At 54.7% G+C, this 15,319-nt stretch carries 16 protein-coding genes; 7 read left to right on the top strand and 9 right to left on the bottom strand.

Annotated elements, in window-relative coordinates; translation table 11 throughout:
* Positions 1-231 (top strand): hypothetical protein (locus NZ823_04460; protein MCS6804380.1); only part of this gene is annotated, 231 nt, incomplete at its 5' end.
* Positions 232-397: 166 nt separating this feature from the next.
* Here the strand turns inward: NZ823_04460 and NZ823_04455 are convergent.
* The 7 genes from NZ823_04455 to NZ823_04425 all read right to left on the bottom strand — a co-directional run bounded on the left by NZ823_04455 (position 398) and on the right by NZ823_04425 (position 7,466).
* The gene (locus NZ823_04455) at positions 398-829 is read right to left on the bottom strand and encodes an acyl-CoA thioesterase (protein MCS6804379.1); all 432 of its coding nucleotides are present in this window, start codon (positions 827-829) and stop codon (positions 398-400) included.
* 10 nt (positions 830-839) lie between these two features.
* Entirely contained in the window at positions 840-2,204 is a 1,365-nt protein-coding gene (locus NZ823_04450; protein MCS6804378.1) for a sodium-dependent transporter, read from the bottom strand.
* Complete coding sequence (locus NZ823_04445; protein ID MCS6804377.1) at positions 2,201-3,013, bottom strand: class I SAM-dependent methyltransferase; 813 nt, start codon at positions 3,011-3,013, stop codon at positions 2,201-2,203. The genes NZ823_04450 and NZ823_04445 overlap by 4 nt, the downstream gene beginning before the upstream one ends.
* Positions 3,014-3,102: 89 nt before the next feature.
* The gene (locus NZ823_04440; protein MCS6804376.1) at positions 3,103-4,821 is read right to left on the bottom strand and encodes a SpoIIE family protein phosphatase; all 1,719 of its coding nucleotides are present in this window, start codon (positions 4,819-4,821) and stop codon (positions 3,103-3,105) included.
* Positions 4,822-4,824: 3 nt separating this feature from the next.
* Positions 4,825-5,304, bottom strand: a complete 480-nt coding sequence (locus NZ823_04435; GenBank protein ID MCS6804375.1) for an RDD family protein — start codon at positions 5,302-5,304, stop codon at positions 4,825-4,827.
* A gap of 158 nt (positions 5,305-5,462) precedes the next feature.
* Positions 5,463-7,049: a protein kinase gene (locus NZ823_04430; GenBank protein ID MCS6804374.1), complete on the bottom strand. Its 1,587-nt coding sequence runs from the start codon at positions 7,047-7,049 to the stop codon at positions 5,463-5,465.
* Between the two features lie 9 nt (positions 7,050-7,058).
* Complete coding sequence (locus NZ823_04425) at positions 7,059-7,466, bottom strand: FHA domain-containing protein (protein MCS6804373.1); 408 nt, start codon at positions 7,464-7,466, stop codon at positions 7,059-7,061.
* 876 nt (positions 7,467-8,342) lie between these two features.
* On the opposite strand from NZ823_04425, the gene NZ823_04420 reads away from it, so the two are divergent.
* From NZ823_04420 to NZ823_04410, 3 genes are all read left to right on the top strand, one after another.
* Positions 8,343-8,768, top strand: coding sequence for a ferritin-like domain-containing protein (locus NZ823_04420; GenBank protein ID MCS6804372.1), 426 nt, complete (start codon positions 8,343-8,345; stop codon positions 8,766-8,768).
* Between the two features lie 89 nt (positions 8,769-8,857).
* Complete coding sequence (locus tag NZ823_04415) at positions 8,858-9,859, top strand: YpdA family putative bacillithiol disulfide reductase (protein MCS6804371.1); 1,002 nt, start codon at positions 8,858-8,860, stop codon at positions 9,857-9,859.
* A gap of 307 nt (positions 9,860-10,166) precedes the next feature.
* Positions 10,167-11,306 carry an acetoin utilization protein AcuC gene (locus NZ823_04410; protein ID MCS6804370.1) on the top strand — a complete coding sequence of 380 codons (1,140 nt, stop codon included), beginning with the start codon at positions 10,167-10,169 and terminating at the stop codon, positions 11,304-11,306.
* A gap of 88 nt (positions 11,307-11,394) precedes the next feature.
* On the opposite strand, the gene NZ823_04405 is transcribed toward NZ823_04410, so the two are convergent.
* Together NZ823_04405 and NZ823_04400 are read right to left on the bottom strand one after the other, a co-directional pair.
* Entirely contained in the window at positions 11,395-12,051 is a 657-nt protein-coding gene (locus NZ823_04405) for a hypothetical protein (protein ID MCS6804369.1), read from the bottom strand.
* A gap of 134 nt (positions 12,052-12,185) precedes the next feature.
* Positions 12,186-12,635: a Mut7-C RNAse domain-containing protein gene (locus NZ823_04400; protein ID MCS6804368.1), complete on the bottom strand. Its 450-nt coding sequence runs from the start codon at positions 12,633-12,635 to the stop codon at positions 12,186-12,188.
* Here NZ823_04400 and NZ823_04395 point away from each other — a divergent pair.
* The 3 genes from NZ823_04395 to NZ823_04385 are packed head-to-tail and all read left to right on the top strand — an operon-like array spanning position 12,613 to position 15,284.
* Complete coding sequence (locus NZ823_04395; GenBank protein MCS6804367.1) at positions 12,613-13,446, top strand: molybdopterin-binding protein; 834 nt, start codon at positions 12,613-12,615, stop codon at positions 13,444-13,446. The genes NZ823_04400 and NZ823_04395 overlap by 23 nt on opposite strands.
* 18 nt (positions 13,447-13,464) lie before the next feature.
* Positions 13,465-14,574, top strand: a complete 1,110-nt coding sequence (speY, locus tag NZ823_04390) for a deoxyhypusine synthase (GenBank protein MCS6804366.1) — start codon at positions 13,465-13,467, stop codon at positions 14,572-14,574.
* Entirely contained in the window at positions 14,574-15,284 is a 711-nt protein-coding gene (locus NZ823_04385) for an SDR family oxidoreductase (GenBank protein MCS6804365.1), read from the top strand. The genes speY and NZ823_04385 overlap by 1 nt, the downstream gene beginning before the upstream one ends.
* The last annotated feature ends 35 nt before the right edge of the window (positions 15,285-15,319 follow it).

Here is a 15,319-nt window from a genome sequence, read left to right as displayed (position 1 = left end):
TTTCCTAATCCTCCAACTTATGCATGTGATGGAACGCGGATGACGCGGATTTGGCCGATCAACGCGGATCAATCGGCGAAAATCCGCCGCATCCGCCGCATCCGCCTCATCAGCGTTCTATCCAACTCCACTAACTTAATGCTATTGGCCGCTGACTGTCGCGTGGTAGTTCCACGCTGTGGTCGAGCGATTCGACCGAGCAATCGCTTATATGTTGAGCACATGCCATGAATGGTGAAAATGAAGCCACCGAGGTCACAGAATCCACCGAGCGCTCGCTGCCCTCTCTGCGCCTTCGGTGACCTTTTTCGATGGAATCGCTCCCATGCGAGTGTGCGCCACGAAGCACAAGAATCGAGCACAGGCGGGACCTGTGCCACATGCTCAAAGGAGCAATTCAAGGCTGTGATGCCCAACCCTCAAACCGTGAGATGGCAGCCCGCAATGCCTCAGGAATGGGCACCGCTCGGCTCGCCGCATAATCTGTCCACGCGACGACCGACGCGCCGTCGGCGACTAACTGCTCTGTGCCACGTCGGTAGATTTCGTATTCCAACGTGAAACTGCGTTGGCGCACTTCCGTGCACCGCACACCCACCTCCAATTCAGCCGGATAGTGAACCTGCTGTCTGAAATTCAGATTGGCCATCACTAACGCCGGGCCTTGCTGCTCATGCTCGCGGTGTTTCCAAAGCTCAATGGCGTTGAAATAGCTAATACGCGCCGATTCGCAGTAGGTGAAATAGACAGCGTTATTGACGTGCCCCATGGCGTCCATATCACCCCAGCGCACGCTCATTGGTATCCACAGGTTAAATTGATTGCGCATGATCTCTACCTCATGGTCGTCCAGAATGGAAATAATCCCACCAGCCGTAGATCAGCACGAGTAGGATGAATGTGGGAATAACATAGCGAATCCACGTGAGCCAAAAATCTGGCACTGGCGCCGACGAATTTTTGCGCACCTCAGCCAGCGCGCGTCCCCGCGCCACACACCAACCGAGCCCGACCACAGCCATCAAGCTGCCGAAAGGAAACATCGTCGTGCCCCAGATCAAGTCGTTAATCTGAAGCACCGTCGCAGAATGAAGCGAGGGAACAGACATAAGGACGATCAACGCCGCTGTCAGTGGCAGCGAGCGACGCCGTGACCAGCCCCAGTACTGGTGGCAGGCATCATGACAAATCTCAAAACAACCAAGCAGGCTGGTGAACCCGGCCAAGAAAGCCACTAGAAAAAACAGCATGCCCATCGCCTGACCGAGCGGCATTTCGCTGAACACGCGCGGCAATGTGACAAACGAGAGGCCGGGGCCGCCTTGCGGATTCAGGCCATAAGCGAATACGGCAGGAAAGATGACGAACCCAGCCAACACGCCGGCCAATGTGTCGCCAAACGCTGTCTTGGCGGCTGTCATCGGCAGGTTCTCCTCATCGGCCAGATAACTGCCGTACATCACCAGCGCGTGTCCACCAAGCGTCAGCGAGAAGAACGCCTGCCCAAGGGCAGCGAGCGCCACTTGCGGTTGAAGCAGTTTGAAAAAATCCGGAATCAGAAAAAATCGCAGGCCATCCACCGCGCCCGGCAAGGTAAGACTCCGGGCAATCATCGGCACAAAGCAAACAAACATGATCGGAACCAGTATAGCATTCAGCTTCTCGATGCCCTGACGGACGCCGCGAGCGACGGCTAGCCCGAGCAGCAGAGCGACAAGCATCGCCGTCCATAACGACGACCAGCGGAAGCCACCAAAGTGCCCATCAAAATAAGCCTGTGTGTCCACGCCGAAATAGGATTTTGTTGCTGTCGCGCCCAGATAATAAAGCGACCAGCCAATGACAACCAGATAGAATCCCGACGCCATGACAATGGTCAAGCAAATCAGCGCGCCGACCCAGCGACCGCCGGGCATACCAATGGCCGTGAACGCACGCGCTGGCCCCTGCCGGGCATAGCGTCCCAGCGCCAGCTCCGCCATGATCGCCGGAATGCCAATCAGCACGGTGATGACCAGATACAGCACCAAAAACGCGCCGCCGCCAAACAAGCCGGCCATGTAGGGAAACCGCCAGATGTCGCCCAGCCCGATGGCCAAACCCACCAACGCCATCAGTGAACCGAATCGCGTTTTGAATGTTTCACGCATCGTGATCGGGCGGATGAGCGTCGGACGTTCACGGATGTTGGTGGCCGGATTCATCCTCGCTGGCCGATCAGGAGGCTGGCCTTGACCGACATCTCCACATACGCCTGCCCGCGTTCCCGATCAATGATCTCGGTCATGGCGCCGATGACGTCTCGACGTGTTGCCTTATCGGGAAGGAACTGGAGCCAGTGGTCGAGAAAATAATCTTCGACCAACGGCGATTCAAATAATTCCTGAGCCGAAGCAAAATCTAATTCTCGACGCTCGGTGAAATGGTGCACGTGGGTCAATCCGTTCTGCATCATCATCTGCCGCGCCTGTGTTGTTGTCGGGTGCTCATTGATAAGCGCTTCGAGTGAAGCTGTATAGTGATCGAGCCGGCAGTGATAGAGCGCTTCCCACAGCAGCGAGAAGATTTCGCCAAAGCTGCCATGCGTCAACATCAGCAAGGCCACCGTCGCGTTGCTGTCTGTCAACCGCACCATCTGGCCGAGCATAGGCTCGATCTGTTCGGTCGGCATCAAAGCGGCATCGCCTACGACCAGACTAAAGAGTTCATCTTCCATGCCCAACTGCGTCGGCTGTCGGTCATAGAAAAACACGTTGGTGAGTTTCTTCACTTCAGCTTTTGCCCGCGCTAGATGGAGGCGTTCGGGATAGGGGTCGGTGGCGATGACGTCGCCCCGCGCGCCCAGCGATGAGGCCACCTCCAGCGCCAGCCCGCCCGTGCCACAATTGACGATCAGCACGTTCCCCTGCTGAGGCAGCTTCACATGTTCGATGACCATCTGGTCGAAGGCATCGCGCCAGTACGGAACAATGTACAGATCGTAGCGATAGGCGAGCTCTTTCTCCGATCTCATAATGGTTCATGCCGTCAGGCATCAGGCCGCAGGGCTTACACCTGATGCTAACCTGATGCCCTCATGACGAACGTCTGACGTCCGATGGTTCATTCGGTTCGTTTCACAATCACCAGCGTCATATCATCCACCGGCGAGGCCGTGCCCATGAACTGCAGCAACGCTTCGTCAATCCGGTCGCGCAACTGGGCAGCACTGCAATCCTTGTTTTGTTGCACCACCTGGATCAATCGCTCAGCCGTGAATTCTTCGCCATGCGGATTGAGCGCCTCGCTGATGCCGTCGCTGTAGGTGATCAGCACATCGCCGGGTTCAAACGTGATCAAGCCTTCTTCATACGTGATGAACTCGGTGATCCCGACTGGTAGTCCGCCTGCTTCCAAGTAGACTACCTCGCCGCCCCGACGAATCAACAACGGCGGATTATGCCCCGCGTTGGTGAACCGAAGCTGGTGCGTTTGGCAATCTAACTGAGCGCAAAATAGCGTGACGAATTTATTGGGCGGCGTCGTCCCGTTCAGGTAGCGATTGATATGCCCGACCAGCTCGGCGACGCAACGGCTCGTTTCAGCTTGCGCGCGCACCGTGGCATGCAGGCTGGACATAAGCAACGCCGCGTCCATGCCCTTGCCCGAAACATCGCCCAAGGCGATGACAACTGTTCCATTGGGCTGTTTGATAAAATCAAAGTAGTCGCCGCCGACTTCGTAACAAGGAAAGCTGATGCCGGTCAGGTCGTAGCCCGGCAACGGCGGCGGATTGACGGGCAGCAAGCGAAACTGAATGTCCCGCGCATGGCTCAACTGCTGCTTCATGCGCTCGTTTTCCAATCGCTGCTCCAGCAAGAGCGTGTTCTCGATTTTGATGGCGGCCACGCTGGCAATTGTCGTCAGCAGGCGCAGGTCGTCTTCAGTGAAGACGTTCACGCTCATCGGGCTATCCACGTAAATCATGCCGATGACCTGTTGGTTAACCGACAGTGGCACAGCCATCACCGAGCGCACGTTGCCCAGCATGATGGATTGATGCCCGCGAAACCGCTCGTCTTGTTGCGCATCGGAGGTCAACACCGCCTGGCCTTTGCCAACAACTTCTTTAGTGATGGATTGACTGATACGTACCTGCCGATCTTGGCCGGCAGGTTGTGCCTGACGATAACTGGCTACTTTGCAGACCAACTCTCCATCCTTCCCCTCCCGCAATAACAAATAGGCGCGATCCGCCGGCACACCCTCGAATATCAGATCAATGATGCGCCCCAACACTTCGTTCAAGGATAACGGCGAAAGCAATTCCAGACTGACTTTCGCCATCACCGAAAACAAATCCTTGCGATGCTCAAACGCCTCCACCGGCTCACGATCACCTGAAGCGCTCTTGACAGTCTGAATGATCGAAAGCAGGCCCGATGTGACCTGCATCGGATCGGTCGGTTCCCTGGTGATCTGAGGTTCAGCAATAACATCCTGCCCAAGCAGTTGATCAGTCGTCCCGCCGGCAGGAACGCGCATCACATCCCCGGCTTGATGCAACTGGACGAGGCTCTCACCAATCTGAATCTGGTCGCCAGGGAAAACCTGTACAGTGCCGCTGATCCGTCGGCCATTCAGAAAGACGCCGTTGGCGCTCCCCAGATCACTCAACCAGTAAGTATCGCCTTCAATCCGCAACTCGGCGTGCAATCGTGAAGCAAACGGGTCTTCCAAACAGATGTCATTCCGCACCGAGCGCCCAATCGTCATACGCATTTTGTCAGCGTTGACCGTGAACGGCGGTTTACCAGGTGACTTGATGTTTAATTTCAGCATAGGTTATCTCGTCCTCACCACGTAGGTGCCAAACATTACATCGTGCCAGCCCTGCCGGTCTGGATTCCATAGGATACGGATGAATCCCAGCCCCAATGGCGCCAGCGACACAGCATAACCAATAGTGCAACGCGCCAGCAGACGCGACAGTGTCAACGGCTGCCGATCGGCGCTGATGACTTCAATGCCGACAATCCATTTGCCAATCGTCTGTCGTGTGACAGTGCCAAGCCCCATGTGATTGAAGAAAAAGACCAGCGTGAAGCCCAACGCCGCTGCCATCATCAGCGCAGTCAAACTCATGTAACGAGCCAACAGTGAAGCGACCCAGACCAGAAACACCGAGCCGAGTAGGCAAAGCATGTAGTCAATCAACGCCGCTTCTAAACGAATACCAAATCCGGCATATTCGATTCTTGGCTCAGGCTGCGGAGCCACGACAGCACTGCGCCATGGGGCCAACTTGATCTGGTCATTCGTCATTGTTCGTGCTCCGTGCTTCGTGATCCGTGGTCTGTGGGTCGTGGGTCGTGAATCGTGCTCCGTGATTCGTGATTCGTGATCCATGGATCGTGATTCGTGATCCATGGTCCGTGATACAAGCATCTGGCAAGCCACGACTCACTCAGCATGAAACCCGCTTATGGTTCCTTAAACACCAGTTGAATCTGGCCAACACGCAACACATCGCCGTCCTTCAACCGCACTGGTTGCTTCGGCACAAGCAACTCATCATTGACATGCGTGCCGTTGATGCTATTGAGGTCTTCGACGAAAAACTGATTGGTCTGCCGCCACACCCGTGCGTGACGGCGAGACACCTTCGATTCCGTGTCAAGCGGCGACAGATCAATCTCCGGGAAGATGCCGGAAACAGGGTCCATCCGACCGATCAAACTGGAGTGCTTCTCCAGCATGTAGGAGCCTTGTATCTGGCCCGATAGAGGATCAAGCACGAGCAACTTGGCTGAGGCGCGACCTTGATCTAACGAGATTGGTTGGCGCGCGCCACAGAGCGCACAAAACAGGTCGCTTGCATTCAGAGACGTGCCGCAGTTACTGCAAAACACCAATTCAGAGGCCGGCGCCGCTGATGCCGAACCGGCCGGCGACGAGGTTGAGGGCACAGGCATTGAAGCTGAGCCGGCAGACGAAGAAGACGATGAACTGGCCACTCGACGAGCAGGCTCATAGCCCGATTCACGGATGATCTCGCCAAACGCCACACGTTGCGCTTTTTCGACCTCTTCGGGCGACTCTTTCTCCAGTTGTTGCAAATGCTCTTGCAGAGCGATCTTCATCTCACGCGCCGAGGGAAACCGGTTGGCCGGTTCGTATTCGACAGCCCGCATGATGATCGCTTCCATCCGGGGCGTAAGCTCCGGGCAGAGTTCGCGCGGCTTGGGATTCTTTGTGAAATCGAAAATCAGCAGCGGCTTGTCACGCGGATCAACGCCCGTCAACAAGTGAAACATGGTCGCGCCTAACGAATAAATATCTGAACGCGGCTCTACCTTGCCGGAGAACAATTCAGGCGGCGCATAGCCCATCGTGCCGATAGCCGTCACACCCGCTTGCATCGGCGCAACCGTGCGGGCAATCCCAAAATCAATCAACATGACTTGATTGGCATCTGGATCAACCATCACATTGGCCGGCTTCAAATCGCGGTAGATGATCGGCGGTTGACGCCGATGCAGATAATCGAGCACATCAGCGATTTGTATCGCCCACATGGTGACAGCCGGCTCCGGCACGCGCCCTTGCGCATACCGCAGGCGGGTCATCAAATCACCACCTCGGATAAACTCCATCACCAGGTAGTAGCGCCCGTGCTCGATGAAATGATCGTAAATGACCGGAATGGACGGGTGCTTCAAACTGGCCAGCAGCTTGGCTTCACGACGAAAATCTTCCACCGCCTTCTCGCGCTGCGACGGATCAGAAAACATCTCCATCATCTCCTTGACGGCTCGCAACGCATAATCCAGATTGCGATCGTAAGCCTTGTACACATTGCCCATGCCACCGCCGCCAACGCGCTTGACAATCTCGTAGCGGTTTTGCAACAGCATGCCCGGCGGCAGTTCAGCCAGTGGCGACGACGTAGCAGGCCGTGGCGTTGCGCTTGCGCCCGGCGCGCTGACCAGCGCATGGCCGCATTCACCACAGAACAGATCGGTGGGAAATGCCGGTGCGCCACATCTGTTACAGATATTGCTGGCCATGATGGAGTCTTATCCAATCACCAATTTCAAAAACGTTTTGCCAACGATAATCTCATCGCCGTCCTCGACCAGATAACGCCGTCCCGGAATGAGCCGATGCCCACGATTGATGAACGTGCCATTGGTGCTGCCCAAGTCTTCGATGAAATACTGCCCATTTTGATAAGTCAGACAGGCATGCTGTCGCGATACAGTTGCCTCCGGATCCTCATTATCCAAGTCCACATCAGGAAAAACGCGCCGTTGCGGGTCCCATCGTCCGATCAACCAGCGGCTTCCCTGCAATGGAAATTCGCGCACAAGTTGTCCATGACGAATAACCACCAAGCGCGCCGGCGGCGCGTCAACCGGCCTGCACTCGCGTGGTTCGGTTGGCGCAACCGGATTTGACTCTATGCCGGCTAATGTTTTCGGCATCCAGCGCAGCGATTCATCATCCTCATCGGTTTTAGGCAAGGCCGGGCCGCTTGGTCTGGCAGAGGCTAGAGTCCGCGCCGATGACTGGACTCGGATCCCGCACGTGCCGCAGTACAGGTCAGTGTCCAAAAGGTCGGCACCACAATGAGGGCATTGAATCATCACCGTGAACGAAATCCTCCGTCGGTACAGGCACATAAGATTATATCGAAAGCTGTCACCGAGCAAGGATATTCCCTAGCTGCACTCTGCATGCTCCAAGTCAGTCGCTCATCTAGCGCTCGGGGATCACCAAGGACAACCCAGATGCCCAGAGTCTCTTTGCGGTACGTTTGGCTTAATAAGCAGCAGAGGCACGTACACCAAGCGGCACACGCCGACCCCAATACAAATTGGCCGCCAAAGACCACGTTATGAGGCCAGAAAGCACGGCAGGACCTGCGCTGCCCGAACGGCAATGTGCGATATTCACTCGGCATTTGGGATAGGCTTGTTTCTCTCTTCTCATGGGGTTCAGTCCCACTTCCAGGTTCTGCGCGACACACATTCAATTCGATGGCCGCTATGTGGATGAGTAATTACGCCAATTCACTTTGAAAGGTATCTCAGTTAGCCGTGACTGCTACTCACTTTGAGCTTGAGTAATCTGCAATCCGAAATCCGACTGGGCCGCTTGGCTGACGAGAGGAATAATTAGGAGCAAGCTCTCGTTTCATCATGGCTTCCTCCGAATGTTCCCACCAGGGTGCCAGAGGACACCTCTTCGTTCAAGCACCAATGATGAAACGATTACCTGCCGACCCTTTGCTTGTGTATTCGCTGGGTGGCCTCTATAATCCTGGCTCATTTCATTCCCACAAAACAGAGGCACGAATAATGAGAAAGGAAAAAGTCATCCAGAAATTGAATGCGCTGCTGGAAAACGAACTAGCCGGCGTCGTTCGCTACACCCACTACTCGTTCATGGTGTTTGGTCCTCATCGTATTCCAATTGTGAGCTGGCTACGCCAGCAGGCTCGCGAGTCGCTCTCTCATGCAGAGCAAATCGGTGAGCATATCACCGCGCTGGGAGGTCATCCATCGCTGAAGATCGCCGGGTTGCTCGAGACGCATAAGCATTCGCTGGCCGACATTCTAGGCGAAAGTCTGGCTCATGAGCGCCTCCAATTGGGCTTGTTCAAGGAATTGCTCAAACTGGTTCAAGAGCAGAGCATCATGCTTGAAGAGTTTGCTCGACGGATGATCCACGACGAAGAAGTCCACGTCTCAGAAGTGGAAAAGATGCTACGGCAACAACAATGAGCATGACCCCAAAACAATCCGTGACGCATCAAGAGAATTCTTCAATTGTGCTGCGTTGAGCACGCAGCCCTCATCGTTGGAGAGTAACCATGTACGATGTTATTGTCGTCGGGGCCGGGCCGACGGGGCTGGCCTGCGCCATTGAATTACAGCGTGCGCAGTGGGATTATCTGGTCATCGAGAAAGGCTGTCTGGTCAACTCGCTCGCACACTTTCCTAAAGACATGGTCTACTTCACCACCCCAGAGCTACTTGAAATCGGCGACCTGCCGATGGTCTGTTTATCTCAAAAACCGACGCGATTGGAAGCGTTGAAATATTACCGCCGTGTGGCGCAAGCCTACCGGCTAAACATTCATCAGTATGAACGGGTCATAGACATCAATGGAGAGGATGGTTCCTGGCAAGTGCTGACAGAAACCAGTGTCGGTCAACGTCACAGCTACGCGGCACGGAAAGTCATTCTGGCAACCGGTTACTACGATCATCCTAACCGACTCGGCATCCCCGGTGAAGATTCACCTAAGTGCTCGCATTACTACACCGAGGCGCATCCGTATTTTCAGCGCGATGTCGCTGTGATCGGCGCTGGTAACTCGGCGGCAGAAGCGGCGCTCGATTTATTCCGCGGCGGCGCGCGTGTGACGTTGATTCATCGTGGCGAGGACCTGAGCCCGCACCTGAAGTACTGGATCGCTCCCGACCTGCGTAACCGCATCAGCAGCGGCGACATTACCGCGCTCTTTAACACGCTCGTCGTACAGATCAAGCCTCAGACCATTGTGACTGAATCTCTCAAAACAGGCGAGCGAAACGAATTGGCCAATGATTTCGTCTTTGCTCTGACTGGTTATCACGCCGATGTAGATTTCCTACGTCGCGTTGGCATCCACGTGGACGGAGACACGTTGATTCCGGCCCACGATCCACAGACGCTTGAGAGTAACGTCAAAGGGATCTACTTAGCCGGCCCAATCATCGCGGGACGAGAAACAAACAAAATTTTCATCGAGAACGGCCGCTTCCACGGCCGGCAGATCATGCAAGCGTTGAGGAGCGCCCTCAATCGTGAGTCGCTTAACATTTCTTAACCGCCGCCAACTCGCAGAAGAGTCAGAGGCCCCCAATGCCAGGAAATCGCCCCTATGCAACAGCACACCACGAACGATGAAAATACAATTCTTTCGTGAGGTTCGTGTGTTTCGTGGGCTATTTTTCAGAGGAGCAGTTCGTCCTTTTACTCAAGGTGGCGGAAGAGAAAATCTCGGACGTGATATACTGGAAAACACTGGCACGATGAGCTACTCGGCAGTAAGAACGCGGCATTTCCTGTAAACGTGTCGTTGATTGATGTGCTAAGATATGCTGCCGCTTAGATTATGAGGAGCGTTGTGCATCATGACCGGAACATACAAGAGCAGCTTCATCTATAGCGACGAATTGCAACAATTCAGCTACGGCCCTCACCACCCAATGCGTTTAGTGCGCTTGAAGCTCACCCACGATTTGCTGCAAGCGTATGGTGTGTTTGACCGGCCGGACATTCTCAAAAGCGAACCCCAGCCGGCCAGTGAACATGAGATCGCTTGGTTTCATACACCCGATTATATTGCCGTGCTGCGCAACATTGATCAGGGCTTGGTTCCGCCCAATCCTTATGTCTACGGACTAGGCCCAGGCGACAACCCGATCGTCCAAGGCGTCTACCGGGCATCACTGCTGATCACAGGCGCCTCGCTTCAAGCTGCACGATCTGTCCGGGCGGGAGATGTACCTGTGGCCTTCAATATCGCCGGTGGACTGCACCACGCCATGCCAGACCGCGCCTCAGGCTTTTGCTACTTCGACGATCCTGTCATCGCCATCAAGGACTTGGTCAAACAAGGTCAGCGGGTGGTCTACTTGGACGTGGATGTGCATCACGGCGACGGCGTGCAAGCCGGTTTTTATGACACCGATCAGGTTTTGACAATCTCGCTCCATGAAGATGGACAATTCCTCTTCCCCGGAACCGGTTTTGTGGAAGAAATCGGCCAAGGCGCCGGGCAGGGCTATTCGGTCAACGTACCGCTTTATCCTGGCACCGACGATGAGACCTATCTGTGGGTCTTCGATCAAGTAGTGCAGCCGTTGATCGAAGCATTCAAGCCGGATACCATCGTGACGCAACTGGGCGTAGATACGTTCGTGGATGACCCACTGGCGCACCTGCGGCTGACCACACATGGCTTTGTCCAAATCCTTCATCGCATCAAGGCGTGGGGCATCCCGTGGGTGGCGCTCGGCGGCGGCGGTTATCACTTGGCCAATGTCGCGCGGGCTTGGACGCTGGCCTATGCCATCATGAACGACATTGAACTGCCCGACGAAATTCCGCCGGCCTGCGTTGAAACGTTACAGCGTTTTGGCCTGCAAGGAACTCAACTGCACGACCCGGAACCAACTCAACCTATCCATCAGCATGTTCGCCAATATGCAGAACGTCAGGTCAAAACGATTCAGCAAAAAATCTTTCCACGCCACGGACTGAGTGGTTAGCTCCGAGCCTCAATATCCCTTCCATAGCAGGGTGTCCAATTCCCTGCTATGGAAGGTGGTCGTTTGCCCTGCTCGGTGCCGGACCCAATCAGAAGCAAAACCGGATGGTAAAGGTGCCAGAGGAAAACGGGATAAAAAACCCGATGCACGTGTTGACGTTGGAGACGTAAGGTGGCGTCCGCGTGAGATTGAAATTAATGTTGACATTGGGGCCGATCACACGCAGCGGAGTAAGGGGTGGGCGGCGCAGTGCACTAGCGCCAGCTTGCCCCGAACCGTTAAAGGTAACGTTAGAGTAAAACTCCACCGGGATGCTCATCACGCGCTGACCGAACGAATTCCGAAAATGCAACTGCATTTGTGACAGCGTGCCACCCAGCTCCATGCGATATGAGCCGGCAGGTAAATCCGTGCCTCTCACTTTGAAGTTGCCAGCAACCTCCAGAATGCCCAACAGCCCTAGGTCGGTGAGGCTCAGCTCGGTCACCGGAGCAATCACAGCAGACGTCTCACCAATCTGAAACAGCTTGGCCTGAACAGTGTCCACTCTTGCGCGATATTGGCTAGCCCGGCCCTCTAGCACTGCCATGAGCGCAGCGACCAATGGAGCCACGTCAGCGTTCTCAGCCTCAGACTGGACCGGCGTAGGCGAACTGGAGACCGGACCGGCTGCCAGCGGACCAGCGCCAATCATAAGCAGCATGGCGGAAACAATGATGTAGCGAACTTTCATCAGCATTTTCATTCTATAGCCTCCATTTATTCTTTATGAACCGGGCATTGTTATATTATAGTGAATTGCTTAAAAAGTCAAGGATAATTAACTTTGGTTTCGTTAATTTTCATTCCAGAAGCTCTGAAAAGCCCAAAGCGAGACGATTAACCTATTATCTTGCTTAGCGTTGCTGCCATTCGATCAGTGTGCGAACCGTTCCAGTAAACCCGCTGGCAACCGTGACACCGAAAAAATTGGTGCTGGTTCTGCAGGACAAATGGGGGGATGCAGTTCACCACATCTTGCTTGGAAACTTCGACGAGCACCTCATTGCAATTGAGGCAGCGCGAGAATGGTTTGATGTGAGCACGCAGGTGGAATTCATCAATAACTTCGAGCAGTTGATCTTGCCACGTACGGCTGCGAACCAGGTAGCCCTCAACCTTGTTTTCGCGTAGCAGTGCTACATCCTTGGTCAACAAGACGCGCCCTTGTGTGTTACACAGCTCAACGAGTGCATGATCGTCGAGGCCAGCGGCATAGAGCGTATCAATGCCGACCACTCTCAACCAGCGAGCTAAGCGTCCGAGCATGGCATCAACAACAAATCGCATCGTCGCTCAGTATACCAAACCGACGCAAGACGATGAACACCGATTGCCAATTCACGAGCAAATCGGTAAGATAAGCCGCGTGAATCAGCCAACAGCAGTTGTGATCTTAATCGGCAATGAGCTTTTGAGTGGTCGGGTCGAAGATGCCAATGCCAAATTCCTATTGCCGGAATTATATGCTCTTGGCGTTGCCGTCAAACGTGTGGTTGTCATACCGGACGACGTTGATGAAATTGCTGAAACGGTCCGGGACTGCGCGGGACGATTTGACTATGTCTTTACATCGGGCGGCGTCGGGCCGACGCATGATGATTTAACCATTGCTGGCGTAGCGCGAGCCTTTGGCCGGCGTGTCGTACACCACGAGGAACTTAAGACACTGGTTGCTTCATATTTCGAAGGGTCGCTCACTCCAGAACAGCTTCGCTTTGCTGAGGTGCCGGAAGGCGCTCAACTGATTTATTCAGAACAGAGCCCATGGCCGGTGCTGCATTACGAGAATGTGTATATCTTTCCTGGCGTGCCGTGGATTCTCAAGAGCAAGTTTACAGCCATTCGCGACCATTTCCGCGCTGTCCCATTTCATAGCAAGACCGTGTTTGTTAATCAAGATGAGGTCGCCCTGGCTCCCATGCTGTCGCGCTTGAGTGAGCAGTTTCCTGCGGTTGCGATTGGCTCGTACCCTACTTTTCCCGAGACGGACTATCGAGTCAAGATCGTGCTCGAGTCCAAAGATCGGGAACTACTTGAGCGAGCCTTTGTTGCGCTGATGAACAGCCTTGATGCTGAGATGGTTGTAGGTGTTTGCTAATTCGATGAGGAGCAAGACATGTCCAGGCAAAACCGTTTTTTACGGCGGGCCATCAACCCGCGGCCGGTCACGGCCGAGACGACCATTGTTGAGTTGGTAGAAAACAATTTCCTAGCCTACAACGCAGCGCGGTTGCGTGAAGGCTGTCAATTGTTCACAGAGAAGATGTTGGCTGACGACGTCACTATTGGCATGAGCCTGACTGGTGCGTTGACGCCGGCGGGCCTGGGAATGTCCGCGATCATTCCACTCATCCAAAATGGGTTTGTTGACTGGATCGTCAGCACGGGCGCCAATCTCTATCACGACGTACATTTCGGCCTTGGCTTGTCCATGCATGTGGGTACGCCGCGCATCAGCGACTATGAACTCCGCGAGCATGGCGTGGTGCGCATCTATGATGTGTTCTTCGACTATGACGTGCTGCTTTCAACTGACAAGTTTTTCCGTCAGGTGTTGGCCTCAGACGAGTTTCAGCATGAGATGAGCACAGCCGAATTTCATTATCGGCTTGGTCGTTACATTCACGAGCGGGAGAATGCGCTGGGACTGGGCACGAAGTCGTTGCTTTCTGCTGCCTATCAGCACGGCGTGCCGATTTACACCTCGTCGCCTGGTGATAGCTCTATTGGTATGAATGTCGCTGAGCAAGCCTTGATTGGCAGCCGGCTGCGCTTTGATGTGTCGCGCGACGTGAATGAAACAACGGCCATTGTATGGAATGCCAAGCGCGAGGGTGGCCGTAGCGCGGTGCTCATTTTCGGCGGCGGCTCGCCCAAGAATTTCATCTTGCAGACCGAGCCACAAATTCAGGAAGTATTAGGATTGCAAGATAACGGACACGATTACTTCCTGCAGGTCACCGATGCCCGTCCTGACACCGGTGGCTTGTCTGGCGCAACGCCGTCAGAGGCGATGACGTGGAAGAAGGTTGATCCAGAATTATTGCCTGATATGGTCACCTGCTATTTGGATTCAACGGTCGCGCTGCCCATCATCACGGCTTACGCATTGGCCAAGCGACCACCACGGAAACATAAGCGGCTGTATGACCGACTCGAACAACTTTATCAGGACTTGCAGCAAGCCTATCTACAGCACCTGCAAACGCTGCAAATGAGGGAGTGATGGACAGACCTGTCACCATCATCACGGGCGCCACCGGCAGTTTGGGCCGAGTCGTGACGCGCGCGTTTTTACAGACCGATGCGACCGTCATTGCGATTTACCGGACACCGGAGCATTGGGCTGAACTGATTGATTTTCTCGGAGGCGAACATGAGCGACTTCGCGGCTACGCTGTTGATGTCACTCGTGAGGAACCATTCCGCGACGCGGTCTATCAGGTCTTCGACACGTTTGGTCGGATTGACGTACTGGTGCATTTGGTCGGCGGCTACATTGGCGATGTTCGTGTCGTTCAGATGGAGGAGACGACATGGGATTACATGATGACGCTGAATCTGAAGTCGGCCTTCTTTTGCAGTAAGACCGTGCTCAATCACATGCTCGATCAAGGCGGCGGCAAAATTATTTTTGTCGGTGCCCGTGCTGCGGTCGCGCCATTTCCTGGGGCTGCTGCGTATGCTGTTTCCAAAGCAGGCGTTCATGCGCTCACACAGGCTATTGCCAGTGAAGTAGCTGGTCACAACATCAACGTCAATGCTGTGCTGCCTGCCACGCTTGATACACCGCTGAATCGTCAGGCCATGCCTGATGCCGATTTTTCAACATGGGTTCAACCCGAAGCTCTTGCTCAGGTGATTCTGTTTCTTGCCTCGGATGCCGCCAAACACATTCACGGCGCGCTGATCCCGGTTTACGGTACTGGCGCCTAGGCAGTCATCGCTGCCGACCTTTTGCTGCAAAATGT

It is taken from the genome of Blastocatellia bacterium, from assembly GCA_025054955.1.
Lineage (GTDB): Bacteria > Acidobacteriota > Blastocatellia > HR10 > J050 > JANWZE01.
Note: the sequence above shows the minus strand (reverse complement) of the source record. Positions and strands in the feature narration are given on the sequence as shown.